At 66.6% G+C, this 26,219-nt stretch carries 21 protein-coding genes and 1 pseudogene; 8 read left to right on the forward strand and 14 right to left on the reverse strand.

Annotation, left to right across the window (positions count from 1 at the left end; all coding sequences use genetic code 11):
* Positions 1-258 precede the first annotated feature (258 nt).
* The 4 genes from speA to AC2T4A_RS00715 all read right to left on the reverse strand — a co-directional run bounded on the left by speA (position 259) and on the right by AC2T4A_RS00715 (position 4,732).
* Complete coding sequence (gene speA / locus AC2T4A_RS00700; RefSeq protein WP_416746067.1) at positions 259-2,172, reverse strand: arginine decarboxylase; 1,914 nt, start codon at positions 2,170-2,172, stop codon at positions 259-261.
* A gap of 271 nt (positions 2,173-2,443) precedes the next feature.
* Positions 2,444-2,815, reverse strand: coding sequence for a translation initiation factor Sui1 (locus AC2T4A_RS00705; protein ID WP_416746069.1), 372 nt, complete (start codon positions 2,813-2,815; stop codon positions 2,444-2,446).
* 309 nt (positions 2,816-3,124) lie between these two features.
* Entirely contained in the window at positions 3,125-3,664 is a 540-nt protein-coding gene (locus AC2T4A_RS00710) for an NUDIX hydrolase (RefSeq protein ID WP_478378523.1), read from the reverse strand.
* Between the two features lie 3 nt (positions 3,665-3,667).
* Positions 3,668-4,732, reverse strand: coding sequence for a DUF2333 family protein (locus AC2T4A_RS00715; protein ID WP_416746073.1), 1,065 nt, complete (start codon positions 4,730-4,732; stop codon positions 3,668-3,670).
* A 288-nt stretch (positions 4,733-5,020) separates the two neighbouring features.
* On the opposite strand from AC2T4A_RS00715, the gene AC2T4A_RS00720 reads away from it, so the two are divergent.
* Complete coding sequence (locus tag AC2T4A_RS00720; protein WP_416746075.1) at positions 5,021-6,631, forward strand: GGDEF domain-containing response regulator; 1,611 nt, start codon at positions 5,021-5,023, stop codon at positions 6,629-6,631.
* A 1,585-nt stretch (positions 6,632-8,216) separates the two neighbouring features.
* Positions 8,217-8,732: pseudogene (locus tag AC2T4A_RS00725) on the forward strand (methyl-accepting chemotaxis protein); the annotation flags it as partial.
* Between the two features lie 95 nt (positions 8,733-8,827).
* Here the strand turns inward: AC2T4A_RS00725 and hrpB are convergent.
* Positions 8,828-11,359 (reverse strand): ATP-dependent helicase HrpB, encoded by a 2,532-nt coding sequence (hrpB, locus tag AC2T4A_RS00730; RefSeq protein ID WP_486742541.1) that lies wholly within the window; start codon positions 11,357-11,359, stop codon positions 8,828-8,830.
* A gap of 193 nt (positions 11,360-11,552) precedes the next feature.
* Between hrpB and AC2T4A_RS00735 the strand changes: the two genes are divergently transcribed.
* Genes AC2T4A_RS00735 through AC2T4A_RS00745 form a run of 3 tightly spaced genes read left to right on the forward strand, consistent with a single transcriptional unit; the run spans position 11,553 to position 13,379 of the window.
* Positions 11,553-11,969: a polyribonucleotide nucleotidyltransferase gene (locus tag AC2T4A_RS00735; RefSeq protein WP_138520148.1), complete on the forward strand. Its 417-nt coding sequence runs from the start codon at positions 11,553-11,555 to the stop codon at positions 11,967-11,969.
* Position 11,970: 1 nt separating this feature from the next.
* Entirely contained in the window at positions 11,971-12,483 is a 513-nt protein-coding gene (locus tag AC2T4A_RS00740) for a DinB family protein (RefSeq protein WP_045215008.1), read from the forward strand.
* Positions 12,483-13,379 carry a cation diffusion facilitator family transporter gene (locus tag AC2T4A_RS00745; RefSeq protein ID WP_416746080.1) on the forward strand — a complete coding sequence of 299 codons (897 nt, stop codon included), beginning with the start codon at positions 12,483-12,485 and terminating at the stop codon, positions 13,377-13,379. Before AC2T4A_RS00740 ends, AC2T4A_RS00745 begins: the two co-directional genes overlap by 1 nt.
* 6 nt (positions 13,380-13,385) lie before the next feature.
* Here the strand turns inward: AC2T4A_RS00745 and AC2T4A_RS00750 are convergent, their stop codons facing one another.
* Positions 13,386-14,456: a DUF6515 family protein gene (locus AC2T4A_RS00750; RefSeq protein ID WP_486742542.1), complete on the reverse strand. Its 1,071-nt coding sequence runs from the start codon at positions 14,454-14,456 to the stop codon at positions 13,386-13,388.
* Between the two features lie 443 nt (positions 14,457-14,899).
* Between AC2T4A_RS00750 and AC2T4A_RS00755 the strand changes: the two genes are divergently transcribed.
* Positions 14,900-15,379: an Lrp/AsnC family transcriptional regulator gene (locus tag AC2T4A_RS00755; RefSeq protein WP_138520145.1), complete on the forward strand. Its 480-nt coding sequence runs from the start codon at positions 14,900-14,902 to the stop codon at positions 15,377-15,379.
* Positions 15,380-15,857: 478 nt separating this feature from the next.
* Positions 15,858-16,061 carry a DUF2788 domain-containing protein gene (locus AC2T4A_RS00760; protein WP_015475469.1) on the forward strand — a complete coding sequence of 68 codons (204 nt, stop codon included), beginning with the start codon at positions 15,858-15,860 and terminating at the stop codon, positions 16,059-16,061.
* A 20-nt stretch (positions 16,062-16,081) separates the two neighbouring features.
* On the opposite strand, the gene AC2T4A_RS00765 is transcribed toward AC2T4A_RS00760, so the two are convergent.
* Complete coding sequence (locus tag AC2T4A_RS00765) at positions 16,082-16,648, reverse strand: pseudouridine synthase (RefSeq protein ID WP_486743744.1); 567 nt, start codon at positions 16,646-16,648, stop codon at positions 16,082-16,084.
* A 151-nt stretch (positions 16,649-16,799) separates the two neighbouring features.
* Here AC2T4A_RS00765 and AC2T4A_RS00770 point away from each other — a divergent pair, with 151 nt between their 5' ends.
* Positions 16,800-17,852 carry an MBL fold metallo-hydrolase gene (locus tag AC2T4A_RS00770; protein WP_486742543.1) on the forward strand — a complete coding sequence of 351 codons (1,053 nt, stop codon included), beginning with the start codon at positions 16,800-16,802 and terminating at the stop codon, positions 17,850-17,852.
* A 188-nt stretch (positions 17,853-18,040) separates the two neighbouring features.
* On the opposite strand, the gene AC2T4A_RS00775 is transcribed toward AC2T4A_RS00770, so the two are convergent.
* The 7 genes from AC2T4A_RS00775 to AC2T4A_RS00805 all read right to left on the reverse strand — a co-directional run bounded on the left by AC2T4A_RS00775 (position 18,041) and on the right by AC2T4A_RS00805 (position 26,207).
* The gene (locus AC2T4A_RS00775) at positions 18,041-18,604 is read right to left on the reverse strand and encodes a hypothetical protein (protein WP_416746086.1); all 564 of its coding nucleotides are present in this window, start codon (positions 18,602-18,604) and stop codon (positions 18,041-18,043) included.
* Between the two features lie 116 nt (positions 18,605-18,720).
* Entirely contained in the window at positions 18,721-19,497 is a 777-nt protein-coding gene (gene deoC, locus AC2T4A_RS00780) for a deoxyribose-phosphate aldolase (RefSeq protein ID WP_478378519.1), read from the reverse strand.
* Between the two features lie 176 nt (positions 19,498-19,673).
* The gene (gene amn, locus AC2T4A_RS00785; protein WP_416746090.1) at positions 19,674-21,149 is read right to left on the reverse strand and encodes an AMP nucleosidase; all 1,476 of its coding nucleotides are present in this window, start codon (positions 21,147-21,149) and stop codon (positions 19,674-19,676) included.
* A 132-nt stretch (positions 21,150-21,281) separates the two neighbouring features.
* Positions 21,282-22,931: an acyl-CoA dehydrogenase family protein gene (locus AC2T4A_RS00790; RefSeq protein ID WP_486742544.1), complete on the reverse strand. Its 1,650-nt coding sequence runs from the start codon at positions 22,929-22,931 to the stop codon at positions 21,282-21,284.
* On the reverse strand, positions 22,928-23,611 hold the full coding sequence (locus AC2T4A_RS00795; protein WP_486742545.1) for a TetR family transcriptional regulator: 684 nt from the start codon (positions 23,609-23,611) through the stop codon (positions 22,928-22,930). The genes AC2T4A_RS00790 and AC2T4A_RS00795 overlap by 4 nt, the downstream gene beginning before the upstream one ends.
* Positions 23,612-23,732: 121 nt before the next feature.
* Positions 23,733-24,983, reverse strand: a complete 1,251-nt coding sequence (locus tag AC2T4A_RS00800; RefSeq protein WP_416746206.1) for an OprD family porin — start codon at positions 24,981-24,983, stop codon at positions 23,733-23,735.
* A gap of 246 nt (positions 24,984-25,229) precedes the next feature.
* Positions 25,230-26,207 carry an NADH:ubiquinone reductase gene (locus AC2T4A_RS00805; protein WP_486742547.1) on the reverse strand — a complete coding sequence of 326 codons (978 nt, stop codon included), beginning with the start codon at positions 26,205-26,207 and terminating at the stop codon, positions 25,230-25,232.
* Positions 26,208-26,219: the final 12 nt, after the last annotated feature.

A 26,219-nucleotide genomic window follows, 5' to 3' on the forward strand; every position in this document is an offset into this window, starting at 1 on the left:
CAGTCATCATTCGGGAGTTCCGGGCCTCCCCCTCGCCCAGCCCTCTCCCTCAGAGAGAGGGCTGGGCGAGGGCAACCACGAACGCCAATCAGTTTTCTGTAGGAGCGAGCTCGCTCGCGAACCGACGTCCACAGTGGGGTTCGTTCGCGAGCAAGCTCGCTCCTACAACGGACCTGCCGGCCTGTCGCGTTGGTGATTCGCAGGCAAAGAAAAGCCCCGCCGAAGCGGGGCTTTTCATTTACCCGAACTGCCAGCCCATCAGGACGACAGATAGGCCGAACGGGTCAGCCCCAGACGCAGCGCGTCGAGATACTGGGTGCGCTCGCGCACGGTGAGCTTGGCCCCGGCGACCTTGTCGCGGTAGTGGGTCATCAGCTCCTCGGGCGACAGGTGCACATAGCGCAGCATGTCCTCGATAGTGTCGTGGGTCTCGATGCCGGCGTGGTAGTAGCTGCCGTCGGCGTTCTGGTAGACGTTCACCGAATCGGTGTCGCCGAACAGGTTGTGCATGTCGCCGAGGATTTCCTGGTAGGCGCCGACCAGGAAGGTGCCGATCAGGTAGTCCTCGCCTTCCTTCACGTCGTGCACCGGCATGCTGGTCTCGATGCTCTGCTCGTCGACGTACTGGGTGATCTTGCCGTCGGAGTCGCAGGTCAGGTCCTGCAGCACCGCGCGGCGGGTCGGTTCCTCGCCCAGGCGGTGGATCGGCAGGATCGGCAGCACCTGGCCGATGGCCCAGGTGTCGGGCAGGCTCTGGAATACCGAGAAGTTGCAGATGTACTTGTCCGCCAGCTTGTCGTTCAGCTCGTCGAGCACCTGGCGGTGCGAGCGCTGGTGCGCCTTGAGCTGGTTGTGCAGGCGACGGCAGATGGCGAAGTAGCACTGCTCGGCCAGGGCCTTCTGCGCCAGGCTGATCTTGCCCTCGGCATACTGCGCGGCGGCGTCGCTCATATAGTGGGTGGCGCGCCAGTAAGTCTCGGTGACCATCTCGGCATCGGTCGGGCCGAGCAGGTCGGCCAGCCACTGGACGATCTCCGGCTGTTCGGCGAGGTCGGTGATCTTCGGCACTTCGTCGTTGTGCCGCTCGACGTCGGTGACCTGGGTGATCAGCACCGCGTGGTGCGCGGTCAGTGCGCGGCCGCTCTCGGAGAAGATATGCGGGTGCGGCAGGCCCTGCGCATCGCAGAACTCCTTGAGCATGCCCACCACCACACCGGCGTAGTCGTCGATGTCGTAGTTGATCGAGCTGGCGTTGCGCGAGTGGGTACCGTCGTAGTCCACGCCCAGGCCGCCGCCGACGTCCACGTGGTCCACCGGCAGGCCGAGGGCGCGCAGTTCGCCGTAGTAGCGGATGGCTTCCTTGAAACCGTGCTGGTAGTCGGCCAGGTTGGCGATCTGCGAACCCATGTGGAAGTGCAGCAGGCGCACGCCCTGGTCCAGGCCGGCGGCGCGGAAGCGCTCGACCACCGAGAGCAGCTGCGCGGCGGACAGGCCGAACTTGGCCTTCTCGCCACCGGTGTCGGCCCACTTGGAGGACGCCAGCGAGGACAGGCGCACGCGCAGGCCGACCTGGGGCAGCACACCGATCACGGCGGCCTCCTCGATCACCAGCTGCACCTCGGATTCCTTCTCGATCACGATGAACACGTTGTGGCCGAGCTTCTGCCCCATCAGCGCCAGCTTGATGAACTCGCGGTCCTTGTAGCCATTGCAGACAATGGTGCCGCCCTTGGGCGCCAGCGCCAGCACAGCCATCAGCTCAGGCTTGGAACCGGCTTCCAGGCCGATGGAAACGTTCTGCGTGGCGATGATGCTTTCCACCACCGCTTCCTGCTGGTTCACCTTGATCGGGTACAGCGCGGTGTAGCGGCTGGTGTACTCCAGACGTGCAATGTTGGCGTCGAAGGCGCCGGTAAGCTTGCGCACGCGGTCCTGCAGGATGTCCGGGAAACGCACCAGCAGCGGCAGCGACAGGCCGGCCTCGCGCAGCTGTTCGACCAGCCCGTTCAGATCGATCGGCTGGGCATCCGCGCCCTGCGGGCGAACTTCCACGTTACCGGCGTCGTTGATGGCGTAATAGCCCGCGCCCCAGTGGCGAATTCCGTAGATGCTGCGGCTGTCTGCCACGGTCCAGTTGCTGCCGTCGTCTTTGCGGGTCCGTCTAGCGGCCATGCGTGGTGGTCTCCTCAATTTGCGCGAATGTGTGCAGGCGCCACCCGGCGTGCGGGTGAGTCGTCATGGCCTGGTGGTGTAAACCTAGCCGGGCCTCGTGACGTTGCCGTGTTGACCGCCGGTATTGGCGGTAAGTTTAGGAAAATCCGACGACACGCCCAGGGCGCGCCGATAAATCTCCCATCTAGGGAAAGGGCTTGCCGGCGAAGCGCTCGGTGCGCATCGCCTGGAACCCCTTCTCTGCAGAGGAGAATCGTTCGGGAGAGACGGCTCAGCCGCCGGATTTCTTCGCCTTGAGGCCGCGCTTGGTCAGCTCTTCGAGCAGCAGGTCGACGTGGTCGCCCTGGATCTCGATGACGCCGTCCTTCAACGCGCCACCCGTACCGCAACGCTTCTTCAGCGCGGTGGCCAGGTCCTTGAGCGCATCGGCCGCCAACGGCACGCCGGTCACCGTGGTCACGGTCTTGCCGCCGCGGCCCTTGGTTTCCCGACGCACGCGAGCGATGCCATCGCCGGCCGGAATCTCGGCCTGCTTGCAGATGCACGCGCCAATGGGCTGATTGCAGTCCGGGCAGTGCCGGCCGGAATCAGTGGAATAGACGAGCCCGCCGAGGGCGGACAGGGAGGATGCTTTCTTGACCACCGGGCTTATCCCCAGGATTGGCCTCTTCGGGCCAGGTCAACGAATGGCCGGCTGGCGCCGACCGCGACGCCCCACTCAGGCAGGGGCTGCGCAATTCCCGGCGGAGGACCCTGCCGGAAAGGTCGCGCAATTTAGCAGCATTGGAGGCAAATGCTAAGACCGAAAATGCGTCATTGATCGGCGGTTTGGCGACATGGCCAATCCAGCCGGAGTCCTGGGGTGCCTGTAGGAGCGAGCTTGCTCGCGAACAAACCCCGCAGCGGGGCCCAGTTCGCGAGCAAGCTCGCTCCTACAAAAAGCAACCCGACGTCAGAAACTCACCAGGTACTTGCGCAACGCCGCCAGCGAATCCGGGCAGTAGGGCGTGCCCGACTTGGCCTCGGCCAGCGCCTGGTGCGGGTCGATGAACTTCGCTTCCAGCACCTCTTCGGGCTGCAAAATCAGCGGCGCATCGGAAACCGCGGAGAACACCGCGCACCACAAGCGGTTGTCCGGCTGGTCGAAGAAGAAGGTGCCATGGGCGCGCAGTTCCACCCCGGCGATGCCCAACTCTTCTTCCAGCTCGCGGGCGGCGGACTCGGCATAGCTTTCATCGGCCTGCACCATGCCGCCGGCTGCCGGGTCCCAGTAGCCGGGGTAGACCGCCTTGCTCAGCGTGCGCCGGTGCACGCACAGCTCACCGGCGGAGTTGAACAGCAGGATGAAGGTGCCCCGGCCAATCAGCCCGCGCGCGCGCAACTCGGCGCGCGGCAGGCTGCCCAGCAGTTGGTCGTCGTCGTCGACCCAGGCAATCTTCTCGGCGTCCGAAGCCGCCCGGTGGGCGGCTTCCTTGCGGCTGATGCCTTCCATGGATCAGCCCTGGGCCAGCAACTGACGCAAGTCGATGATCGCGGCGTTGGCGCGGGAGATGTAGTTGGCCATCACCAGCGAGTGGTTGGCCAGCACGCCGAAACCGCTGCCGTTGAGGACCATCGGGCTCCACAGCGGCGCCTCGGCGGCCTCCAGCTCGCGGATGATCTGGCGCACGCTGACGGTGGCGTTCTTCTTCGCCAGCACGTCGGCGAAGTCCACCTCGATGGCGCGCAGGATGTGCGACAGCGCCCAGGCCTGGCCACGGGCTTCATAGAACACGTTGTCGATCTGCATCCAGGGGGTTTCCTGGACCACTTCCTCGACTTCCGGCGCCTGGCCCGGCGCGACCGGCTGCATCGGCGTGATGTTGGTGTTCAGCTTGACCCGGCCGACGCTGGCCGAGAGACGCTGGGACAGCGAGCCCAGGCGGGTGGAAACGTCACCCAGCCAGTTGTTCAGGCTGTCGGCGCGGGCATAGAACTGCGCGCCGGCCGGATCGGCGGAGAGACGGGCGAGGTAGCGGTCCAGGGACTTGATCCCTTCGGCGTATTCCGACTCGGAGGACGGCAGGGCCCAACTCTTGTTGTCGAAGTTGAAACGCGGCTCGGCGCGCGCCAGGTCGGCGTCCTCGGTGGACTGCGACTGGGAGCGGGCGAAGTCCTTGCGCAGCGCGCGCGACAGGTCGCGCACCTGGACCAGGGCGCCGTATTCCCAGCTGGGCATGTTGTCCAGCCAGACGCCCGGCGGGAAGATGTCGTTGGACAGGTAGCCGCCCGGCTTGTTGAGGATAGTGGCGACCACTTCCTTGAGGGTTTCCACGGTGGTGTAGCCCACGACCATCTGGCGGCCGGCGCGCTCGGCGGCGGCCTGGGCGTTCTGCTGCACGGGGAAGAGGTCCGGCTCCTGGCTCCAGTACCAGCCGATCACCCCGCAGACCACCAGGTAGGCACCCAGCAGGCCGCCCAGTACGCGGCCCAGCCAGGGGCCGCCGAAGTAGGCGCGTGCATTGTCTACCGTGTCATCCACGCGATCACGCACGGAGCCGCGTTTCTTCCAGTTCCACATGGCAAGTTCCTTGATGTCCCGAATTCGAAGATAGCTTGGACCCACAACCGGCCCCAGGGTGCCGGGATTTTAGGCCCCACTGCGCAAGCATGCCGCATGCAGGCGGATCAGCGCAGCCTACCCTGCGCATGGTGCTAGGTAATGGTGCGAATTACAAAGCCTCGGATGTTTGACCGAAGGCACTGTTATTGCCACCAAGGATTGGTAGCATAGGGCCATCACTGTGTATCACGGCGGAAACATATTCGCCCCGCAGGCCGCCGGTACGGCTCTATAAAGAAGCGCGCGATGACCGAGCTCGACGATCCATCCCTCGACCGCCTCAAGCATCACTTCGCCCAGCGGGTGATCCACCAGGCCCGTCACCTGCTGGAAGTCTGGCAGCGCCTGTCGCGCTCGGAATGGAACAGCGCGGGAATGGCCGAACTGGCCGAAGCCTGCCTGCGCCTGCAGCGCTACGCCGAACGCTTCGAACAGGCCGAGCACGCCGATCTCGCCAAGGCCATCGACCAGTGCCTGCGCGCCGTACAGGGCAACCGCGGACGCCTCTCCAGCGAGCTGATCACCGAACTCAACCGCCTGATGCAGCGCCTGTCGCGAACCGGCCTGCGCCATGGCGACCAGTTCGAGCACACCCACCTGCCGCCGCTGCGCAAGCCGGTGTACCTGGCCCTGCAGGACCTGGAACGCGCCGAGCGACTGGCTCAGCAGCTGGAATTCTTCGGCATGGCCGCGCAGCCCTGCGAACACGCCAATGCCTTCCGCGCCGCCATGGCCGAGCGCCACCCGGCGGCGATCGTGATGGAGATCGATTTTGCCAACGGCCAGGGTCTCGCGCTGGCCGATGAAGTGCAGGCTGGCCTCAAGCAGAAGCTGCCGGTGCTGTTCTTCAGCCACGAGGAAACCGACACCCCGACCCGTCTGGCCGCTGCCCGTGCCGGCGGCCAGGACTTCTTCAGCGGCGCGCTGGACGCCTCCGGCCTGCTGGAGAAGATCGAGACGCTGACCCGCGTGGCCCATTACGAGCCGTTCCGCGTGCTGATCGTCGACGACTCCCGCGCCCAGGCAGCGCACACCGAGATGGTGCTCAACAGCGCGGGCATCGTCACCCGCGCGCTCACCGCGCCGCTGTCGGTGATGGCCGAGCTGGCCGAGTTCCAGCCGGATCTGATCATCCTCGACATGTACATGCCCGAATGCCTGGGCACCGAGCTGGCCAAGGTGATCCGCCAGCACGAGCGCTATGTCAGCGTGCCGATCATCTACCTGTCCGCCGAGGACGACCTGGACAAACAGCTCGACGCCATGAGCGAAGGCGGTGATGACTTCCTCACCAAGCCGATCAAGCCGCGCCACCTGATCGCCACCGTACGCAACCGCGCCGCCCGCGCGCGCAGCCTGAAGGCGCGGATGGTACGCGACAGCCTCACCGGCCTGTACAACCACACCCATACCCTGCAACTGCTCGACGACGCCCGCTTCCGCGCCCGCCGCGAAGAACGCCCGCTGACCTTCGCGATGCTCGACATCGACCACTTCAAGCGGGTCAACGACACCTATGGTCACCCCATGGGCGACCGGGTGATCAAGAGCCTGGCGCTGTTCCTCAAGCAGCGCCTGCGCAAGACCGATCACATCGGCCGTTATGGCGGCGAGGAGTTCGCCGTGGTGCTGCCGGACACCGACGCCGACTCCGCGCGCAAGGTGCTGGAGGAAATCCGCCAGCGTTTCGCCGAGATCCACTACCCGGCGCAGCCCCATGACCTGTCCTGCACCTTCAGCTGCGGCATCGCCGAGCTGGGCGCAGAGATGGACATCAAGACCCTCGCCAAGCAGGCCGACGAAGCGCTCTACACCGCCAAACACGGCGGCCGCAACCGCGTCGAGGTCTACAAGTAACACCCGCCACCGGTCTGGCGCGGGCTCTGCCGCGCCATTTTCCGACCGAATGCTGGCATCGTGTCATCAGCCAGTAACGAAACTGCAATAGGTTCAGGGCTCGCCGTTTTTTCGCTGTCGGTCGAGACCTGCCATGCGCCTCAAGCTGCTCACCAACCTCAATACCTTCCTGCTCCTGCTCGTCTGCCTCGCGCTGGGCACCACCCTGTGGTGGTCGCAACGCGCGCTGGAACGCCCCTTCACGCTGATGGACCGCTACCTGGAACTCTCCCAGGGCTTCGAGCGCAAGGTGGCGCAGAACATCCAGGCGTACCTCGCCAGCGGCGACGCGCTCAAGCAGAAGGCCGCCCAGCAGGGGCTGGATGAACTGACCCAAGAGCTGCCGCACCTGCCGGACAGCCTCAGCCAATTGCTTGGCCAGAGCCTCGACGAACTGCGCCAGTTCAGCGGCAACCAACTGCTCGCCGCCGGCAAGCTGGCCGGTGATCCGCAAGGCCTGCTGCTGCAGGCCGAGCGTGACCTGCTGGCGGCACTGGACCAGCTCGGCGCCTACGCCGACGCCGGCCAGAGCCCCGCCGCCGCCGAGTACCGCACCCCGCTGTTGCAGGCCGGCCTGCACCTGACGCGCCTGGCCCACGCCCGCGCCAAGCTGGTGGAAAGCGGCAACCCGGCGCTGGCCGACGATATCCACCGTGAGCTGGAAACCCTGCGCCAGTTGGCCGAGCGCATCGACGCCCTGCCGCTGCTCGGTGTACTGGAACAACAGGCCTCCGCCTCCGACGACTTCGCCGCGATGATGGGCCTGGCATCCCAGCCGGCCGCCGAGGCACAGAGCGAGGATCGCGGCGTCACCCTCAAGCGTGACCTCGCCAGCGTGTTGCGCCGCTATCCGGACGAACTCGACCGCACCCGCCAACTGATCGCGCAGCGCCAGCAACTGGCCAACGCCACTGCCCAGCGCCTGGGCGCCGTGCAGCAGGCCCTGGCGACCCTGGAGCCGCAGGTGCGCGAGGAGCGCTCGAAGATCCAGACGCAAGTACGCATCATCCAGGGCGCGCTGATCGCCCTGATCCTCGCCACCGCGCTGCTCATCGATACCCTGCAACGCCGCCTGGCGCGCGTGCTGGGCCTACTGGTCCCGGCGCTCTCCACCTGGGCGCGCGGTGACTTCAACCAGCCCATCGCGCTGAACACCCGCACCCGCGACCTGGTGGAACTGCAGGAATCGCTGAACCGACTGCGCGACTTCCTCGGCACCCTGGTCGGCACCATCCACCAGCGCGCCGAGGAAGTAGCCGGCAGCAGCCGCGCGCTGGCCGAATTGAGCGGCGGCCTGCATGCCGGCGCCGAGCGCCAGGCCAGCGATACCGGAGAAATCCGCGATGCGCTGGGCCACATGGAAGCGGCCATCCAGCAGGTGGCCGGCGACGCCAGTCAGGCTGCTTCGGCCAGCCACGCCGCCGGCATGGCCGTCGAGCAGGGTCAGCAGGTGATCGGCAACAGCCTGAACGGTATGCGCGCGCTGGTGGACGAGGTGCAGAGCAACGCACAGGCCATCGAGAACCTTGCCGAGGAATCGGCCACCATCGGCAATGTACTGGGAGTGATCCGCTCCATCGCCGAACAGACCAACCTGTTGGCACTCAACGCCGCCATCGAGGCTGCACGCGCCGGCGAGCAAGGTCGCGGTTTTGCGGTCGTCGCCGAAGAAGTGCGCTCGCTGGCCCTGCGCACCGCCGGCGCCACCGAGGAAATCCAGCAGCTCACCGCGCGCCTGCAGCAGGCCGCGCGGCAATCGGTGGAAGCGATGCGCAGCCAGGTCGAGCACGCGGAAGTCACCGCCACCCAGGCCGGCGCCGCCGAGGGCGCGCTGGACGAGGTGGTCGGCGCCATCCGCACCATCGCCAGCATGGCCGAGCGCATCGCCGAAAGCTCCGCCCAGCAGAGCGGTGCGGTCAGCGAGATCCGCTCGCACAGCGAACGCATCCACGAACTGGGCAGCCAGAACCTGCGCCTGATCGGCCAGGGCCGCAGCCAGGGCGAGCAGTTGCAGGAGCTGGGCGGCGCGTTGCATACCGCGGTGCGGGCCTTCCGCGTCTGATGCCGTGGCGCTTCAAGCGCTGACGAAACCCGCCATGCAAAGTGGCCGAGGATCGGCGCGAGGGAAGCGAGGCGTAATCCACCGCCGCGCCTGACTTACCCCTTGCGCGGCTTCGCCCGTGCCGTCGGCTCGGCGATCAGCGGGTCATCCGGCCAGTAGTGTTTCGGATAACGACCCTTGAGGTCCTTCTTCACCTCGGCATAGGTGCTGCGCCAGAAGTTGGCCAGGTCCTGGGTCACCTGCACCGGGCGCTGTGCCGGGGACAGCAGGTGCAGCTTCACCGCCACCCGGCTGCCGGCAATGCGCGGGGTATCGGCCAAGCCGAACAGCTCCTGCAGACGAACGGCAAGCACCGGCGGAAACTCGCTGTAGTCCAGGCGGATGCTGGAACCGGACGGCACCTGCAGCGTGCGCGGCGCCAGCTCGTCCAGACGTTGCGGCAATGGCCAGGGCAGCACTGCATGGAGAATCCCGCTCAGCTCCAGATTGGCGAAGTGCGACAGTCGCGAAACCTTGCCCAGGTACGGCAACAGCCAGTCCTCCAGCGAAGCCAGCAGCGCGGCGTCGCTGACGTCCGGCCACTCGCTCTCGCCCTTGCTCTCCAGGTCCAGCCTGCGCAGCAAGGCAATGCGCGCCTGCCATTGGCGCAGCTCCGGCGTCCACGGCAGCAGTTCGAGACCCTTGCGGCGCACCACCCCGAGCAGCGCACAGCTGCGGGCCTCGGCATCGAGGTTGGGCAACGCCTCGGTGGATAGCACCAGCTCGCCGACCTTGCGCTGACGCTCGGCGCGCAGCACGCCTTCGCGCTCGTCCCACTCCAGCTCATCGTGGACGCTGACCTGCTCGGCCAGGATCGTCTCGAACAGCGCCGGCTCCAGCGCCGCCGCCAGGTAGATGCGCTCCTCGCGCTGGCCCTGGCGGCTGCCGAGGTCGGCGATGACCAGCCAGGTCTCCTTCATCAGCGCATCCGGCTCGCCGAACAGAGCGGCGCGGCCGTTGGCCAGGCGGTACTCGCCACCGCCTGCACGGCGCTGTCGGGCGATGCGGTCCGGGTAGGCGAAGGCCAGCAGCCCGCCCAGCCAGCGCGGATGATCGGGATCGGCGACCGGCTCGCGAGCCGGGCCACGCAGGTAGCCCTTGAACTGCCGCGCCAGCTGGCGAACGCGCTGCACTGCACCACGGCTGGCGCGCGGACCGTTCTGCTCGCCAGCCAGCAAGGCGATGCGGTGATGCAGGTCGGCGTCGTTGCTGCGCAGGATGTCGCGCTCGCCCAGCAAAGCGGCCAGATCACAGGCCAGTTGCCCCAACCCCAGCGCATGGCCGCGCAGCAGCAGATGGGCGATCCGCGGGTGCGCCGGCACCTCGGCCATGGCCTGGCCGTGGGGCGTGAGGCTGCCGCCACCGGCGCGGAAGGCCAGCGCGCCGAGGCGTTCCAGCAGGTCCTGGGCCTGCGCATAGGCGGCGGCAGGCGGCAGGTCGAGCCAGACCAGTTCCTGTGGCGCGCCCCCCCAGCGCGCCAGTTGCAAGGCAAGGCCAGCCAGATCGGCCTGGAGAATTTCCGCCGCGCCATAGGCCGGCAACTGATCGTGCTGGGCCTCGGACCACAGGCGGTAACAGGCGCCCGGCTCCAGGCGCCCGGCACGGCCGGCGCGCTGGGTGGCGGAGGCGCGGGAAATGCGCTGGGTGTCGAGACGGGTCATGCCGCTGCCCGGATCGAAACGCGGCACCCGCGCCAGGCCGGCGTCCACCACGACGCGCACGCCGTCGATGGTCAGGCTGGTCTCGGCGATATTGGTCGCCAGCACCACCTTGCGCTTGCCCGCCGGCGCGGGCTCGATGGCGGCGCGCTGGGCGTCCAGTTCGAGTTCGCCATGCAGCGGGCAGATAAGGATGTCAGCGCGACCGGCCAGTGCCTCGCCCAGTTGTTCGGCGACGCGGCGAATCTCCGCCTGGCCGGGCAGGAACACCAGCAGGCTGCCGGACTCGTCGGCCAGTGCCTGCTGTACCGTCTGCAGCACGCGCGGCTCGATGAATTCGCCGGCCTGCCACGGCCGCCCCCAGCGGATGTCCACCGGGAACATGCGGCCCTCGCTGCGCACCACCGGTGCGTCGTCCAGCAGCGCGGACAGGCGCTCGCCCTCCAGCGTGGCGGACATCACCAGTACCTTCAGGGGCGGCTCGTCGCGCAGCAGCGCACGTCCGTTGAGAGTCAGCGCCAGCGCCAGGTCGGCATCCAGGGAGCGCTCGTGGAATTCGTCGAAGATCACCAGTCCCACGCCTTCCAAGGCCGGGTCGTCCTGCAGGCGGCGGGCGAGAATGCCCTCGGTGACCACTTCGATGCGCGCCTTCGGCCCCACCTTGCTGTCCAGGCGGATGCGGTAGCCGACGGTCTCGCCAACCTTTTCACCCAACTCCGCGGCCAGCCTTTCGGCGGCGGCGCGGGCAGCCAGCCGGCGCGGCTCCAGCATCAGGATCGACTGCCCGCCCAGCCACGTCTCGCCCAGCAGCGCCAGCGGCACGCGGGTGGTCTTGCCGGCGCCGGGCGGCGCTTCCAGCACCACCTCGTGGCGCGCGGCCAGTGCCTGGCGCAGGGCGGGTAGGACGCTGTCGATGGGAAGGGCGTTCATGCCGGCTCCTGGAACTCGAATTTCATAAGGCGGTAACCCGGAATACGCGGGGGGCGGCGATTATAGCGGGCGAACCGCGATGCCAACTCGGCAGTCATAGAAGCAACGAGAACGCTGGCTAGTGCGAAACTGCCAGCAGCCGTTCAGGACTCGTTGTTATAGTTGTCCGCATCATCCTCCCGGAGGTTTTTTCATGCGTCTTGCCACCCGAGTGTCCTGTGCCGTTCTGAGCGCCGCGCTGTTCAGCCAACTGACCGCCTGCGGCACCCTGTTCTACCCCGATCGTCGCGGTCAGATCGACGGCCGCATCGACCCGGCCGTCGCCGCCCTGGACGCCGTCGGACTGTTGTTCTACGTCATCCCGGGCCTGATTGCCTTCGGCGTAGACTTCGCCACCGGCGCGATCTACCTGCCCGACGAGAAGTACTCGGTCGCACCGGAGAAGCTCAAGGATGCCGTGAGTGAAGACGGCACCGTGGACAAGGCTAAACTCAAGGCGATCCTCGAGCGTGAAACCGGCCGCAGCCTGCCCCTGGACGACCCGCGTCTGCTCCAGCGCAGCGGCAGCCTTCAACAACTCGCCAGCCTGGGCCTGCGCCCGGAGGCCTGATATGCACGGCGCTCTCGCTTCACACCTGCAACAACTCCTGGCGTACCACCAGTGGGCCTACGAACGCATTCTGGAGGCTGTCGCGCCGCTGGATGAAGAGGCCTACCGCGCACCGCGCGGGCTGTTCTTCGGCAGCCTGCACGGCACCCTCAACCACCTCGCGGTGGTCGATCGCATCTGGTTCGCCCGTGTGCAGCGAGAGCCCTGGCAGTTCGAACGGCTCGACGCCGAGGCCGCGCCCGATCGCGCCGGCCTCGCCGATTTCCTCAATGACGGTGTCGGTGCCTGGCGCCTGTGGCTGAGCAAGCAGAGCGACGCCACCCTCGGCACCCAGCTGGACTACCGCAACATGGCCGGGCAGGAACACCGCCAGAGCCTGGCGAACATCGTCCAGCACCTGGTCAACCACGGCACTCACCACCGCGGGCAGATGAGCGCCGCGCTCACCGCGCTGGGCCAGAAGGCGCCGCTGCTGGACTACATCTACTTCCTGCCCAACCGCCTGGACACCTGATGCTCAAGCACGCCAGCCACGCCCACCTGATGCGGCTGGCGACCTTCGCGTCGCTCGGCGTCGCCACCACCCTGATCGTCGCCAAGGCCATCGCCTGGTGGCTCAGCGGCTCGGTCAGCCTGCTCGCCGGTCTCACCGACTCGCTGCTCGATGGCGCCGCGTCGTTCCTCAACCTGCTGGCAGTGCACTACGCCATCCGCCCGGCGGACGACGACCACCGCTACGGCCATGGCAAGGCGGAATCCCTCTCGGGGCTGGCGCAGGCGCTGTTCATCGCGGTCAGCGCCGTGCTGGTCGGGGCGCAGGCCATCGACCGCCTGCAACATCCCGAGCCGGTGGAAGCCGCAGGCTGGGGCATCGCGGTGATGATCCTGTCCCTGGCACTCACCGCCTGCCTGCTGATGGTGCAGGGCTATGTAGTGAAGATCACCGGCTCCAATGCCATCCGCGCCGATTCCCTGCACTACCGCTCGGACCTGCTGCTCAACAGCAGCATCCTGGTCGCCCTGGTGCTGGCGAACTTCGGCTGGCAGCAGATGGATGCGATCTTCGGCCTGGGCATCGCCTTCTACATCCTCTGGAGTTCGTTCCAGATTGCCAAGGAGTCGGTGGCGGTACTGATGGATGAAGAGCTGCCTCCGGATGTCAGCACGCGCATGCTCGAACTGGTGCAGGCAGTACCCGGCGTGCTTGGCGCCCACGACCTGCGCACGCGGATTTCCGGCACGCATTGGTTCGTCCAGTTGCACCTGGAGCTGCCCGGCTCACTGACGCTGCTCAAGGCGCATCAGCTGTGCGACGAGGCGGTGCTGGCGATCCACAAGGAATTCCCGCGGGCCGAGGTGCTGGTGCACGCCGACCCGCAGGAAGTGGTGGGTAAAGAGACGATCAGTTAGCGAGCATCAGTTGACGCTGTAGCCACGCCCGCTCAGGCAGGCCCCCAGGGCGCGGCGGTAGTTGTCGGCAACGTAGTCCGGTGGCGCGTAGCTCGCCAGGGCCGGGTCGAAACCGCTCTGGTCGGCAGCCCAACGGTGGCATTCGTAGCGATCGCGCGCCTGCTGGTCGGGGTTCTGGTTGTACATCGGATACGCCATCACGTCGTACGCCGACTGCGCCACGCTGGCGACCTGCTGCTGGGGCGGCGCCACCACTTCGTAATCCTGCGAACTGGCTTGCCAGAGGTAATACGTGCCGGCCGCGAGGAAGTAGCCGATGCTGCCAATCCACACCTGCTCGGCGTAGGACGGCAGGTAGCGAACGCGTACGCCGTAGGGTGGCGTCACCACCACATAGCGCGAACCGTAGGGGCGATACCAGTAGCCGTCGTTGAAGTAGTAATCGCTGCCGCGATAGGGCACGCGGTAACGCCCGCTCGGCATGCTGGTTACCACGTAGCCCGGACGCCAATAGGACGGGTGCGGGCCCCAGTTGCCATGGGAAGGCGGGCGAGCCTGCCAGCCCGCCGACGGCGGACGAGAGCCGCCCTGCCAGCCGGGCTTGCCGTGATCATTGCCCTGCCAATGCGAGCTGCTCATGCTGCCGGTGGGACGCCCTTGCCAGGAGTGGTCGTCGCTGCCGGACGGACGCCCTGCCCCCTGCCCAGCATTGTTGCCTGGCGGACGCCCCTGCCACTGGCCACCGTTGTTGCCCTGGCCATCGCCTTGCCACTGCCGGCCATTGCTACCCTGCGGCCGACCCTGCCACTGGCCACCGTTGTTGCCCTGCCCGTGGCCTTGCCACTGACCGCCATTGCCACCCTGCGGCCGCCCCTGCCACTGGCCACCGTTGTTGCCCTGGCCGTGGCCCTGCCACTGCCCGCCGTTGTTGCCCTGCGGACGCCCCTGGGACTGACCGCCGCCACCATTGGCGGACGGATGGCCCTGCATATCGGGCCCGTCGGCCGCCAGCACCTGAGTCGCGATGGCCAGCGAAAGGACAGCGAACGAGGCGAACTGCCCAATGCCCGACTTCATTGTTTCCTCACTTCGGCAATGGCCGAGGACAGTGATATGACATTGCCATAGACCACGGCGCGAAGCAGGCATTGCGGGGCGTTGAGTAAAGTCAGGGTAAAGATGGCGGAGGTAAATCACAGGCAAGAAAAAAGGGAGGCTCGTCAGCCTCCCTTTGTGGAATCTCGTCCTGCTCGTCGCTGTTGGCGCCGGCTCACCTCGCTCCGCCTTCTGGGCAGTGCGTAGCCCGGTGGCCGGCGCGATCCTGTGGGGTCGGCGGGCCGCGAAGCGCCTGATTGGGCGGATCGCAGGGGGACGTGATGTCCGGGCTGTGAATCTGGAAGAAATAGTACGGCGACAGAGCAAGGAAATGATTGCTAAGATTGCTCATACAGGCACCACCTGAGCAATAAATACCTAAAAATTACGCCAAAAGCGCAATTCAACAGATACACGAGGCTTTCATGGACAAGCTGGACCGCTACGACCTGCGAATTCTTGCCGAACTGCAACGCGACGCGCGCATCTCCAACCAGGAGCTGGCCGAACGCATCGGCCTGTCGCCCTCCCCCTGCTCGCGGCGAGTCAAGCAGCTCGAAGACGATGGCTATATCGTCCGCCAGGTCGCGCTGCTGGACAGCAAGAAACTGGGCCTGAGCCTCACCGCCTTCGTGCTGATCGGCATGGACCGTCACACACCGGAACGCTTCGAGCACTTCCAGCAGATCATCGGCAAGTGCCCCGAGGTGCTGGAATGCAGCCTGGTGACCGGGATGGATGCGGACTACCAGCTCAAGGTGATGGTGCCGGACATGGAACACTACCAGCACTTCCTGCTTGGCACCGTTACCCGCATCGAAGGGGTGACCAGCGTGCGGTCGAGCTTCGTGCTGCGCAACGTGTTGGCGAGTACCGAGCTGCCGCTGGATCACCTGCGCGCCTGAGCCGGGCGCCTTTTTGTAGGAGTGGAGCTTCTCCGCGAGGCTCTTGCTTGGGGTTAGTCCGTAGGGCGGATAACGCAGGCGCGTATTGCGCTCTACGAACTGTTCGCGAGCAAGCTCGCTCCTACAGCCCAGCCAAACTCCGGGGCGCTTTTCGTAGGAGCGCGCTTGCTCGCGAACCGCTTCACTCCGAACTCCCTCGCAGGAACGGGCCACGCCCACCGTCCGCCGGCCAAGGCGCCCCTGCGACACAGCACCGCACCCCGCCTCTCGCCGCACGAAATCAATGCCAGAGATTTCCCCGCCAGCCGCCCACCGGCGGGATATTCGAGGGCAATCCGCTCGTCCAGCAGCAGGAACTGATCATTTTATGAACGGCTCTGAACGACAAAGCGCCGCATGCGTATAATGCGCGCCTTCTCCACCACCACCCTCAGTCCCGGCGCCCCACGCGACACGTCCGTACCGGGCAGGAGCAGCAATGAACGAAAGTTTCGAAGACTGGATGATGTACGGCCTGGTGACCGGCCTGATCCTGTTCATGGCCTTCATCGTCTGGGACCTCGCCAAGAAGTCCAAGGCCGGCCGCATGGGCACCATGGTGCTGTTCTTCGCACTGGGCCTGGGCGTACTCGGCTTCCTGATCAAGTCCGTGGTCGTCGCCGGGCTCGAAGGCGGCTTCTGACCCGCGACCTTGCCCCGGGCTCAGAGCTCGGGGCTGACTTCCCGCCACTGCCCCGGTTGCAGCCCCTCCAGCTGCCATGGCCCGATGCGCACGCGCACCAGGCGCAGCGTGGGCAGGCCAACCGCCGCGGTCATCCGCCGTACCTGACGGTTGCGCCCCTCGCGGATCACCAGCTCCAGCCAGGCCGTGGGCACTGACTTGCGGAAGCGCACCGGCGGGTCGCGCTCCCAAAGCCGTGGCTCCCCCAGCCGCCGGGCCTCGGCTGGCAAAGTCGGGCCATCATTGAGCTGCACGCCCTTGCGCAGCTGTTCCAGCTGCTCGTCGCTCGGCTCACCTTCCACCTGCACCCAATAGGTCTTCGGCAGCTTGTGCTTCGGATCGGCGATGCGCGCCTGCAGGCGGCCGTCATTGGTCAGCAGCAGCAAGCCCTCGCTGTCACGATCCAGGCGGCCTGCGGGATAGACGCCCGGCACATCGACGAAATCCTTCAGCGTCGCGCGGCCGTCGCTGTCGTTGAACTGCGTCAGCACGTCGAACGGCTTGTTCAGCAGGATCAGCTTCGGTTGCGCCGGCGGCGCCTTGGCCACACGGCGAGGCGCGGGACGGCTGGCGGGACGACGATTGGCAGGGCGCGGCGGACGGGGCATGGCGAAAAGACTGGTAACCGAGGATAGGGGATGCGAGGAATGCCGGCATGCTAGGTTGTGCCTAGCCCTCATCGCAAGAGCACGCACGAGCATGCCCATGAGCCACCCCACCTGGCTGATCACCTTGCAGAACCTCAGCGGCCGCCTCGGCGCCCGCTATCGCGGCCCGCAAACGGCGCACTTCGACGGTGCCCGCTTTCACAATCTCGACCGCCAATCGCACAACGGCCTGCGCGCCTTCCTCAAATGGCAGCGCGAACGCGGCCGCCAACAGGAGTGGATCGCCCAGCCCGGCCCCGACGCCCGTCCGGAGACGCCAGCCCGCGTCGAAGGCGACGAACTGCGCGTCACTTACATCAACCACGCCACCCTGCTCATCCAACACCGCGGGCTGAATATCCTCACCGACCCGCTCTGGTGCGAACGCACCAGCCCGTTCAGCTTCGTCGGCCCCAAGCGCGTGCACCCGCCGGGACTGGCGCTGGACGAACTGCCGCCGATCAACCTGATCCTGGTCAGCCACAACCACTACGACCACCTGGATATCCACAGCCTGCGCGAGCTGGCCCGGCGCTTCCCGTCCGCCAAGGTCGTGACCGGACTGGGCAACGGCGAGCTGATCCGCGCCTGCGGATTCAATGACATCGTCGAGCTGGACTGGTGGCAGAGCCTGCCGATGCCCGAGGGCATGCTGCTCACCGGTGTGCCGGCGCAGCACTGGTCGGCGCGCTCGCGGCGCGACACCAACCGCACGTTGTGGATGGGCTTCGTGCTGGAATCGCCGGACGGCCCGCTGCTGTTCCCCGGCGATACCGGGCTGGGCGAAGAGTTCTGCCTGATGCACGAGCGCTTCGGCCCCATGCGCTTCGCCGCCCTGCCCATCGGCGCCTACGAGCCGCGCTGGTTCATGCGTCACCACCACATGAACCCGGACGACGCCGTGCAGGCGCACCAGCATCTCGATTCGCAGTGCAGCATGGCGATCCACTTCGGCACATTCCGCCTGAGCGACGAAGGGCAATTCACGCCGGTCAGCGACCTGGCGGCGGCGCTACAGCAACGTGGTGTGGCGGCGGAGCGTTTCCGCGCGCCGAAGCCGGGCGAACAATGGCTCGTCCCACCGATGCCGGACTCATCCCTGTAGGAGCGAGCTTGCTCGCGAACGTGCATTCCGGCAACTTGGATGCTGGGCGGTTCGCGAGCAAGCTCGCTCCTACAAAAAACGTCAGAACGGTAGAACGGTAGGGCGCATAACCCGGAACGGGTTATGCGCCGGCCCTTCTCGGCGGATAACGCTGGTGCGTAATTCGCCCTACGAAAAATCCCCTTGGGTCAGTTCTCGCGCACGCGCTTGCTGCAGCAGTTGCGGTAACGCTTGCCGCTGCTGCACGGGCACGGTTTGTCACCGCGGCCGCCCAGCTCCAGCCAGCTTTCCAGGCGCTGGCGCATGGATTCGCGGACTTCCCGGCGCTCGTCGTCCATCTGTGGTCTGCTCAGCTCGCGACTGAGCCAGAGGTAATCCTCCAGCAACTCGTCGCGCTCCAGCGCATGCAGCTGCTCGGCCAGCGGCACGCCTTCGTAGCGGCGCGACGGATCAGGCAGGAAAGCGATGGCTTCGCCGCCCGGCAGCACATTCCACAGGCGGCCCTGAACATCACGCCAGCAGGCGCTGAAGCGGGCACGCAGGGCCAGACCCGGCCATTCCTCCAGGCACCAGCCATCTACTCGTTCGCCACCCAGGCCTTCCACCGCCTTGCCCACGGAAAACCAGGGCTCGCCGGCAATGCTGTCAGGCAACGGCAGCGGTGCGGCGACTTCGGGCGTGCCGTTTTCCACCAGTCGGCGGGCGAAACGGCGCAGCGGGTTGGTGAGGTGCGAAGGGGCGCGGAACGGCATGGGATCACCAGCGAAAAAGGTCGGCGAAGGTCCGACCGGAGGGACGCGCCACGGTTCCCCGTGGCGCGGGAGGCGAGCATTCTAGGCTCGCCTCGGCCTGCGTCAACGCGGGCGGTTCAGTAGCTGCGCGTGGAGATGGGCTTGGCCTCGGTACCCAGCTCGCGCAGCAGCTCGTCGAGCAGCGACGAAGCCCCGAAACGCAGATGCTCCGGAGTGATCCAGCCGGCGCCGAAACGCTCCTCCACCAGCGCACGATATTGCAGCGCATCGGCCAAGGTGTGCAGGCCACCGGAGACTTTAAGCCCCACCTTGCCGCCCGCCTCCTCGATGCATTCGAGCATCACCCGCACGGCTTCGGGCGTGGCATGCACAGTCGCCTTGCCGGTACTGGTCTTGAGAAAATCGGCGCCGCCGGCGATGGCTTCGCGACAAGCCGTGCGGATCAGTTCCGCATCGTCCAGTTCGCCGGTTTCCAGGATCACCTTGAGCCGGTGGTAGGGCCCGCAGAGTGTCTTGCAGGTGCGGATCAGTTCCTCCGCTCCCGTAGCCTCGCCAGCCTTGAGCTTGCGCCAGGGGTAGACCAGATCGATTTCGTCGGCCCCCTCGGCGAGGGTCTTGCGCACCTCCTCCACCACGTCAGCCAGCGGCGCGTTGCCGGCGGGGAAGTTGCACACGCTGGCGACTCGGACGCCGCGTCCGCCCAGGGTATTGAGCGTGCGTCGGGCAACGTGCACCAGCTTCGGCCACACGCACACTGCGGCCACTTCGCCGTAGGGCGTCAGCGCGCGGCGGCAGAGGTCCACGGTGCTTTGCAGGTCATCGCCGGCATTCAGCGAAGTCAGGTCCAGCAGGGCGAGCACGCGGCCCGCCGGGGTCTTGCGAGGATCGGTCATCGGCAACTCTCTCCATCGACACTCTTCAGCACCGTAGGGCGCATAACCTGGAACAGGTTATGCGCCGCAACCGCCACGGCGGATAACGCTGGCGCGTTATGCGCCCTACGCTGCCTCCTTGATTCAGTTGAGGCAACCACCTTCGCCCTGGCAGGCGCTTCGCGCCCTGTCGCAGATCAGCGGAACGGCGGCTCGTCGAAGCTGCGCAGCTTGCGCGAGTGCAGCGAGTTGAGCTGGGTGCGCAGCAGGTCGACGGCGGCGACGCCGATGGACAGGTGCTGGCTCACCGCGCGCTGGTAGAACGCCGTGGCCGCGCCGGGCAGCTTGATCTCGCTGTGCAACGGCTTGTCCGAGACGCACAGCAGCGTGCCGTAGGGCACCCGCAGGCGATAACCCTGGGCGGCGATGGTGCCGCTTTCCATGTCTACCGCAATCGCTCGCGCGAGGTTGATCAGCGGGCGCTCCTGGGCCCAGTGCAGCTCCCAGTTGCGGTCGTCGTAGGTCAGTACGGTACCGGTGCGCAGGCGGCGCTTGAGCTGGTCGCCGCGCTCACCGGTCACCAGCGCCGCGGCTTCCTGCAGCGCCAGCTGCACTTCGGCCAGTGCCGGAATCGGGATGTGCGGCGGCAGCACGCGGTCGAGAATGCCGTCGCGGCGCATGTAGGCGTGGGCCAGCACGTAGTCGCCAATGGTCTGCGATTGGCGCAGGCCACCGCAGTGGCCAACCATCAGCCAGCAATGCGGGCGCAGCACGGCGAGGTGGTCGGTGATGTTCTTCGCGTTGGACGGGCCGACGCCGATGTTCACCAGCGTCACGCCGTCGCCGTCTTCGGCAATCAGGTGGTAGGCCGGCATCTGGAAGCGGTGCCACTCGACGCTGGCGACGATGGCATTGGCCTCGCCCTCGTCCGTGCCGCGCTCGATGATCACGTTGCCCGGCAGGACCATGCGCACGAAGCGCGGGTCGTCGCGCAGGCGCTCCAGGCCCAGGTGGATGAACTGGTCGACGTAGCGGTGGTAGTTGGTCAGCAGAATCCACGGCTGCACATGGCGCCAGTCGCTGCCGGTGTAGTGCACCATGCGGCGCAGGGAGAAATCGGTACGCGCGGCATCGAACAGCGCCAGCGGCATCGGGTCGGCGTTCTCCCATTCGTAGAGGCCATCCGCGACACCGTCAGATGTGGCCGACAGGTCGGTACTGGGAAACACCCGCGCCAGTTCGGCGGCCGTCACGCCCGACCCGCCCAGTTCGTCGCCACCTTCCACCACGTAAGGGTAAGGAATGTTCTGCTGACTGACGCCGACCTCCACCCGCACGGTGAAGTCTTCCATCAGCGGGCGCAGCTGCTCCAGCAGGTATTTGCGGAAGGCCTTGGGCTGGGTGATGGTCACCGCGTAGGTGCCCGGAACCTGAACCTTGGCGTAGGCACGGGTGGTCGAGGGCACTTCGCCCTGGCACAGATAGGTCACCCGCAGCAGCGGGTAGCGGAATTGTTCGCGCTGTTGCGCGTCGGGGACTTCGCGGTCCTTCAGGTACCGCTTGAGCGCCTGGTTCAGGGCGCCGGTGGCGCGCTCGTGGAGCACGGCCAGTTGATCGACGGCCTCTTCGGCAGTCTGCGCGACGAAGAACTCGTCGCCAGTCGTAAGACTCATGGTGGGCATCCTGTCTGAACGATCAGCTCCATCTTGCCTGCTTCTGTCGCGGAAGGGGATGACAGATTCAACACAGACGATCAGTGACAGGACCGGGCCAGCTGCCCATGGCGGGCAGCTGGCAAAGTTGCATTACGCCAGGTGCGGCGTCGAGCGCGCTACCAACGCTTCCACATCCACCCCGCGCGGCAGGGTGCCGTAGACACGGCCACCATCATCCAGGCGGCTGGCGATGAAGGCATCGGAGACCACGGAGTTGCCCGCCTCCAGCAGCAGCTTGGCCTGCAGGGCGACGGCGACGTTTTCGGTGAGCTGGCGGGCGCGGTACTGGATGTCCTGGGTATCGGCGAAGGATGCCTTGAGGTTGCCGATGAACGACGCCAGGCGTGCATCGCCGTGGCCGTCGCCCAGTTCGGCGAACAGTGCGTCAAGCACGCCGGGCTCCTTGGACAGGGCGCGCAGCACGTCCAGGCACTGCACGTTGCCCGAGCCTTCCCAGGTGGAGTTGACCGGCGCTTCGCGGTACAGGCGCGGGAGGATGGTGTCCTCGACATAACCGGCGCCGCCCAGGCATTCGGCGGCTTCGTTGATCATCGCGGGGGCGCGTTTGCAGATCCAGTATTTGCCCACGGCGGTGACCAGGCGGGCGAACTTGTCTTCCTGTTCGTCGTGCAGGTGGTCCAGGGCGCGCCCCATGCGCATCGTCAGCGCCAGCGCGGCTTCGCTTTCCAGGGCGAGGTCGGCCAGCACGTTCTGCATCAGGGGTTGTTCGGCCAGCACGCGACCGCCGACCTGGCGGTAGGCGCAGTGATGCGCGGCCTGGGTCAGCGCCTGGCGCATCAGGGAGCTGGAGCCGATCATGCAGTCAAAGCGGGTCATGGCGACCATCTCGATGATGGTCGGCACGCCGCGGCCTTCCTCGCCGACCATCCAGGCCAGCGCGCCGCGGTACTCGACCTCGCTGGAGGCGTTGGACCAGTTACCCAGCTTGTTCTTCAGGCGCTGGATGTAGAACTCGTTACGGCTGCCGTCCGGGCGGTGGCGCGGCAGCAGGAAGCAGGTCAGGCCCTTGTCGGTATAGGCCAGGGTAAGGAAGGCATCGCACATCGGCGCCGAGCAGAACCACTTGTGGCCGACCAGCTCGTAGGCCTGGCCCGGACCGGGAATGCCCACCGGGTAGGCACGGGTGGTGTTGGCGCGCACGTCGGTGCCGCCCTGCTTCTCGGTCATGGCCATGCCGATGGTGGCGCCAGCCTTCTGCTCGATAGGCAGGTTGCGCGGGTCGTATTCGGTGGAGAGGATTTTCGGCAGCCACTTCTCGGCGATATCCGGCTGCAAGCGGATGGCCGGCACGCTGGCGAAGGTCATGGTCAACGGGCAGCCGGTGCCGGCTTCGGCCTGGCTGTGCAGGTAGCTGAGGCCCGCACGCGCGACCTGGGCGCCAACGCGCGGATCGGTCCAGGGCATGGAGGGAATGCCGGCCTCGATGGAGGCGCGCATCAGCTCGTGGTACGCCGGGTGGAATTCGATGAGGTCGACGCGGTGGCCGTAACGGTCATGGGACTTGAACACCGGCTTGTTCTCGTTGGCGAGGAAGCCCGCCGCCATCAGCGGCCCGCCAGCCAGCGCACCATAAGCATCGAGTTTCTGCTCGGCGAAGCCGCCGCCAAAGCGGCGCACCCACTCCTGCAACGGCAGGTCGATTCGATAAAGGTTGGCACCGTCCAGCGGCGGCACCTGGTTGGTCACTTCGTGGGTTTCGGCGTACTGGTGCAGGCTCATGGCTGGTCCTCCGTGGCGGTTGTGGGCGAGGCAGGCGTTGGCAGAACAGATGGGCGCGCACCGACGGCGCGCAGGCAGAAATTCACGAGGGCGTCACTGACGTCCTCCAGGGAAATACTGGATTGGCCGGCATCCCGTGCAGCTCGGGCCGGCGGCGAAAGCGGGCCGATCAATGCCTCGGCGATGGCGCCGACCAGGCAGGCAGCAGTCAGCTGCACCGGTTGCGGTTGGAACTCACCGGCGGCGATGCCCTGCTCCAGCAGGGTGACGAACAGGGCGGCGTAGGCTTCGCGGTAGATCAGGCGCTGCTCGTCCACTTCCGGGTCGACCGGCTCGGCGATCAGCGCAAAGGCCAGTCGGCGGCTGCCCCAGGCGCGGGCGGCGAACTGGTGCAGGCCACGGTCCAGGCGCTCGGACGCGCTGTCGGAAGTTTTCAGCAGGGCACCCAGCGTATCGACCTCTCGCTGGCTGGCACGGGCGAATACCTCGGCGGCCAGTTCACCCTTGCCGCTGAAATGTCGGTAGAGACTGCCGGTGGCAATGCCGGCGTCGTCCGCCAGGCTCTGCATGGTCAGGGCGGCAAACCCGCCATCAGCAACCCGCACCAGCGCCAGCTCGAGGATGCGTTCACGCAGCTCGCCATCCTTTTGCAGCCGCGCTGGGGAGTGTCGATAGGCCATGATCTGAATCCGGATTCACTGCATGAAAATCAGTGAATCACGGTTCAGACTTTCGCTGAAAGGGACATTCCCGCCACGGGCAGGGCGATTCTGGCCAAACCGCCACCGCCCGTAGCGACTATTACCAGAGTGGCATCTGGTAGCTGACGATCACCCGCGTTTCGTCGATATCGTTGCCGAAATCGCTGCGGAAGGCGCCGTTGCGCACCTTGAAGCCAAGATTTTTCAGTGGACCGTTCTGGATGACGTAGCCGATATCGGTGTCGCGCTCCCATTCCTTGCCGCGCCCCTGGCCGTTGAGCAGGTCGATGTGATCGCCCTGCAGGTAGCGCGTCATGAAGGTCAGGCCGGGCAGGCCGAGGCCGGCGAAGTCGTAGTCGTAGCGGGCCTGCCAGGAGCGTTCGTCCTTGTTGGCGAAATCACCGATCTGCACGAAGTTGGTCAGGTACGGGTCGGTGCCGGACAGGTAGGCGAAGCCGGTATCGCCGGACATGCGCTGGTAGCCCACACCGAAACCGCTACCACCGATGCGGTAGGTGAACAGTGCGTTGAGCGCACGGTTGTCGACGTTGCTGCCGCCGTCATCGGTGGAGCGCGCCCAGCGGATGTCGGACTTGAGCGACTGGCCCTCGGCGATCGGCAGGGTGTGCACCACGCTCAGGTAGTGCTGCCGGTAGAAGTTCTCCAGGCCGCCGTAGTGGTAGCTGGTGCTGAGGTTGTCGGTCCAGCGGTAAGTGCCGCCGGCGAGGTTGAAGCGGTCGCTGCTGGTGTGGCTGCCGAGTACGATGTTGCGCTTGTTGCCACGGGTCATCGACAGGTCTTCGTCGTTGGTCGAGTCGCGCTGCTTCACCTGGCGCAGTTGGCCGAGTTGCGCGGAGAGGCCGTCGATCTCATTGATCTCGGCGAGGCCGCCCTGGAAGGTCTGCGGGTGCAGACGCGTGTCGTTGTACTGCACCACCGGCATTTTCGGCAGCAGCGTGCCGACCTTCAGGGTGCTTTTCGAGGCGCGCAGCTTGGCGGTCACGCCCAGGTCGCTGTAGTCGTCGGCGGCGCGCTTGTCGCTGGCCGAATACGGCAGCAGGCCGGAGCCGGTGCGGTCCGGGCTGGAGTCCAGCTTGATCCCCAGTAGGCCGAGCGCATCGACGCCCACGCCGACCGTGCCCTCGGTGTAGCCCGACTCGAAGCGCAGCAGGAATCCCTGCGCCCACTCCTCGGATTTCGACTGCGCGGCACCGCTCTGGCGGTAGTCGCGGTTGAAGTAGAAATTGCGCAGTTCCAGGCTGGCCTTGCTGTCCGCGATGAAGTCCGCGTGGGCGAACAGGGGCAGGCAGGCGAAGCCCGAAACGAGCGCCCGTACGGGAAGATTTTTCATTGTTGTTGTCTCTTCGTCAGGTGAGGTGAAGGCGGCGTCGCTGCTTCATGAAAGTCCGTGCAGGCCCATTCCCTCTCCCTAACCCTCTCTCTGAAGGGAGAGGGGACCGTTCGGTGCAGGTTGAAACCTTGGCGTCAGCCGGCACGGACAGCTCCCTCCCCCTTCAGGGAGAGGGCGGGGGGAGAGGGCAAGCCCAGGCACAGGCATCCAGAAAAAGCGCTTGCTCCCACGCCGCCAAATTGAAAATCACTGGATGAGCAGCCCCTCCAGTCGCTGGCGGATCAGCTGGCGCGCCTGCTCGACGATGTCGCGCAGCAGTTCCTCGCAGCTGGGCTCGTCATCGATCAGGCCCTGGACCATGCCCGCCGACCAGATACCCAGGTCGGTGTCGCCCTGCTCGTAGACCGTGCGACCGCGCAGCCCACTGACCAGTGCCGCGATGTCGGCATAGGTGGCGTTGCCGCGCGCCTCGATGGCCAGGATTTCCTGGCTGATGGCGTTGCGGGCGACCCGTGCGCTGTTGCGCAACGAACGCATGATCACGTCGGTGGAGCGCTCGTCGGCGGAACGGATCGCCGCCTTGACCTGCGGGTGGATCGGGCATTCGCGGGTGCTGAGAAAGCGCGTCCCCATGTTGATCGCGTCGGCCCCCAGCGCCAGCGCCGCCACCAGCCCGCGCCCGTCGGCGAAACCACCGGAGGCGATGATCGGCACGCTCAGCCGGTTGGCCGCCGCCGGCAGCAGGACCAGGCCGGGAATGTCGTCCTCCCCCGGATGCCCGGCGCACTCGAAGCCGTCGATGGAAACGGCGTCCACGCCCAGTTGCTCGGCCTTCAGCGCATGGCGCACGGCGGTGCATTTGTGGATCACCTTGATCCCGTGCTGGCGGAACTCGGCGATGTGTTCGCCGGGGTTATTGCCGGCGGTTTCGACCACGCGGATGCCGCCCTCGATGATCGCCGCGCGGTACTCGGCGTAGGGAATCGGCTTCTGCGTCGGCAACAGTGTGAGGTTGACGCCAAAGGGCTTGTCGGTGAGTTCGCGGCAGCGCGCGATCTCGTCGGCCAGCGCCTGCGGAGTCGGCTGGGTCAGCGCCGACAGAGTGGCCAGGCCGCCGGCGTTGGCGACGGCCGCCGCCATCTCGGCACGGCCCACCCACTGCATGCCGCCCTGCATGATCGGGTGCTCGACGCCGAAGGCTTCAGTGAATCGGGTCTTGAACATGCGCCTGCCTCC

This window comes from Pseudomonas sp. PVC-3-1, from assembly GCF_057444315.1.

Coding starts and splice junctions, on each gene's coding strand:
- speA (WP_416746067.1), bottom strand. CDS start 2,172: ATGGCCGCTAGACGGACCCGCAAAGACGACGGCAGCAACTGGACCGTG.
- AC2T4A_RS00710 (WP_478378523.1), bottom strand. CDS start 3,664: ATGGAAGGCATCAGCCGCAAGGAAGCCGCCCACCGGGCGGCTTCGGAC.
- AC2T4A_RS00715 (WP_416746073.1), bottom strand. CDS start 4,732: ATGTGGAACTGGAAGAAACGCGGCTCCGTGCGTGATCGCGTGGATGAC.
- AC2T4A_RS00720 (WP_416746075.1), top strand. CDS start 5,021: ATGACCGAGCTCGACGATCCATCCCTCGACCGCCTCAAGCATCACTTC.
- hrpB (WP_486742541.1), bottom strand. CDS start 11,359: ATGAACGCCCTTCCCATCGACAGCGTCCTACCCGCCCTGCGCCAGGCA.
- AC2T4A_RS00735 (WP_138520148.1), top strand. CDS start 11,553: ATGCGTCTTGCCACCCGAGTGTCCTGTGCCGTTCTGAGCGCCGCGCTG.
- AC2T4A_RS00740 (WP_045215008.1), top strand. CDS start 11,971: ATGCACGGCGCTCTCGCTTCACACCTGCAACAACTCCTGGCGTACCAC.
- AC2T4A_RS00745 (WP_416746080.1), top strand. CDS start 12,483: ATGCTCAAGCACGCCAGCCACGCCCACCTGATGCGGCTGGCGACCTTC.
- AC2T4A_RS00750 (WP_486742542.1), bottom strand. CDS start 14,456: ATGAAGTCGGGCATTGGGCAGTTCGCCTCGTTCGCTGTCCTTTCGCTG.
- AC2T4A_RS00755 (WP_138520145.1), top strand. CDS start 14,900: ATGGACAAGCTGGACCGCTACGACCTGCGAATTCTTGCCGAACTGCAA.
- AC2T4A_RS00760 (WP_015475469.1), top strand. CDS start 15,858: ATGAACGAAAGTTTCGAAGACTGGATGATGTACGGCCTGGTGACCGGC.
- AC2T4A_RS00770 (WP_486742543.1), top strand. CDS start 16,800: ATGCCCATGAGCCACCCCACCTGGCTGATCACCTTGCAGAACCTCAGC.
- AC2T4A_RS00775 (WP_416746086.1), bottom strand. CDS start 18,604: ATGCCGTTCCGCGCCCCTTCGCACCTCACCAACCCGCTGCGCCGTTTC.
- deoC (WP_478378519.1), bottom strand. CDS start 19,497: ATGACCGATCCTCGCAAGACCCCGGCGGGCCGCGTGCTCGCCCTGCTG.
- amn (WP_416746090.1), bottom strand. CDS start 21,149: ATGAGTCTTACGACTGGCGACGAGTTCTTCGTCGCGCAGACTGCCGAA.
- AC2T4A_RS00790 (WP_486742544.1), bottom strand. CDS start 22,931: ATGAGCCTGCACCAGTACGCCGAAACCCACGAAGTGACCAACCAGGTG.
- AC2T4A_RS00795 (WP_486742545.1), bottom strand. CDS start 23,611: ATGGCCTATCGACACTCCCCAGCGCGGCTGCAAAAGGATGGCGAGCTG.
- AC2T4A_RS00800 (WP_416746206.1), bottom strand. CDS start 24,983: ATGAAAAATCTTCCCGTACGGGCGCTCGTTTCGGGCTTCGCCTGCCTG.
- AC2T4A_RS00805 (WP_486742547.1), bottom strand. CDS start 26,207: ATGTTCAAGACCCGATTCACTGAAGCCTTCGGCGTCGAGCACCCGATC.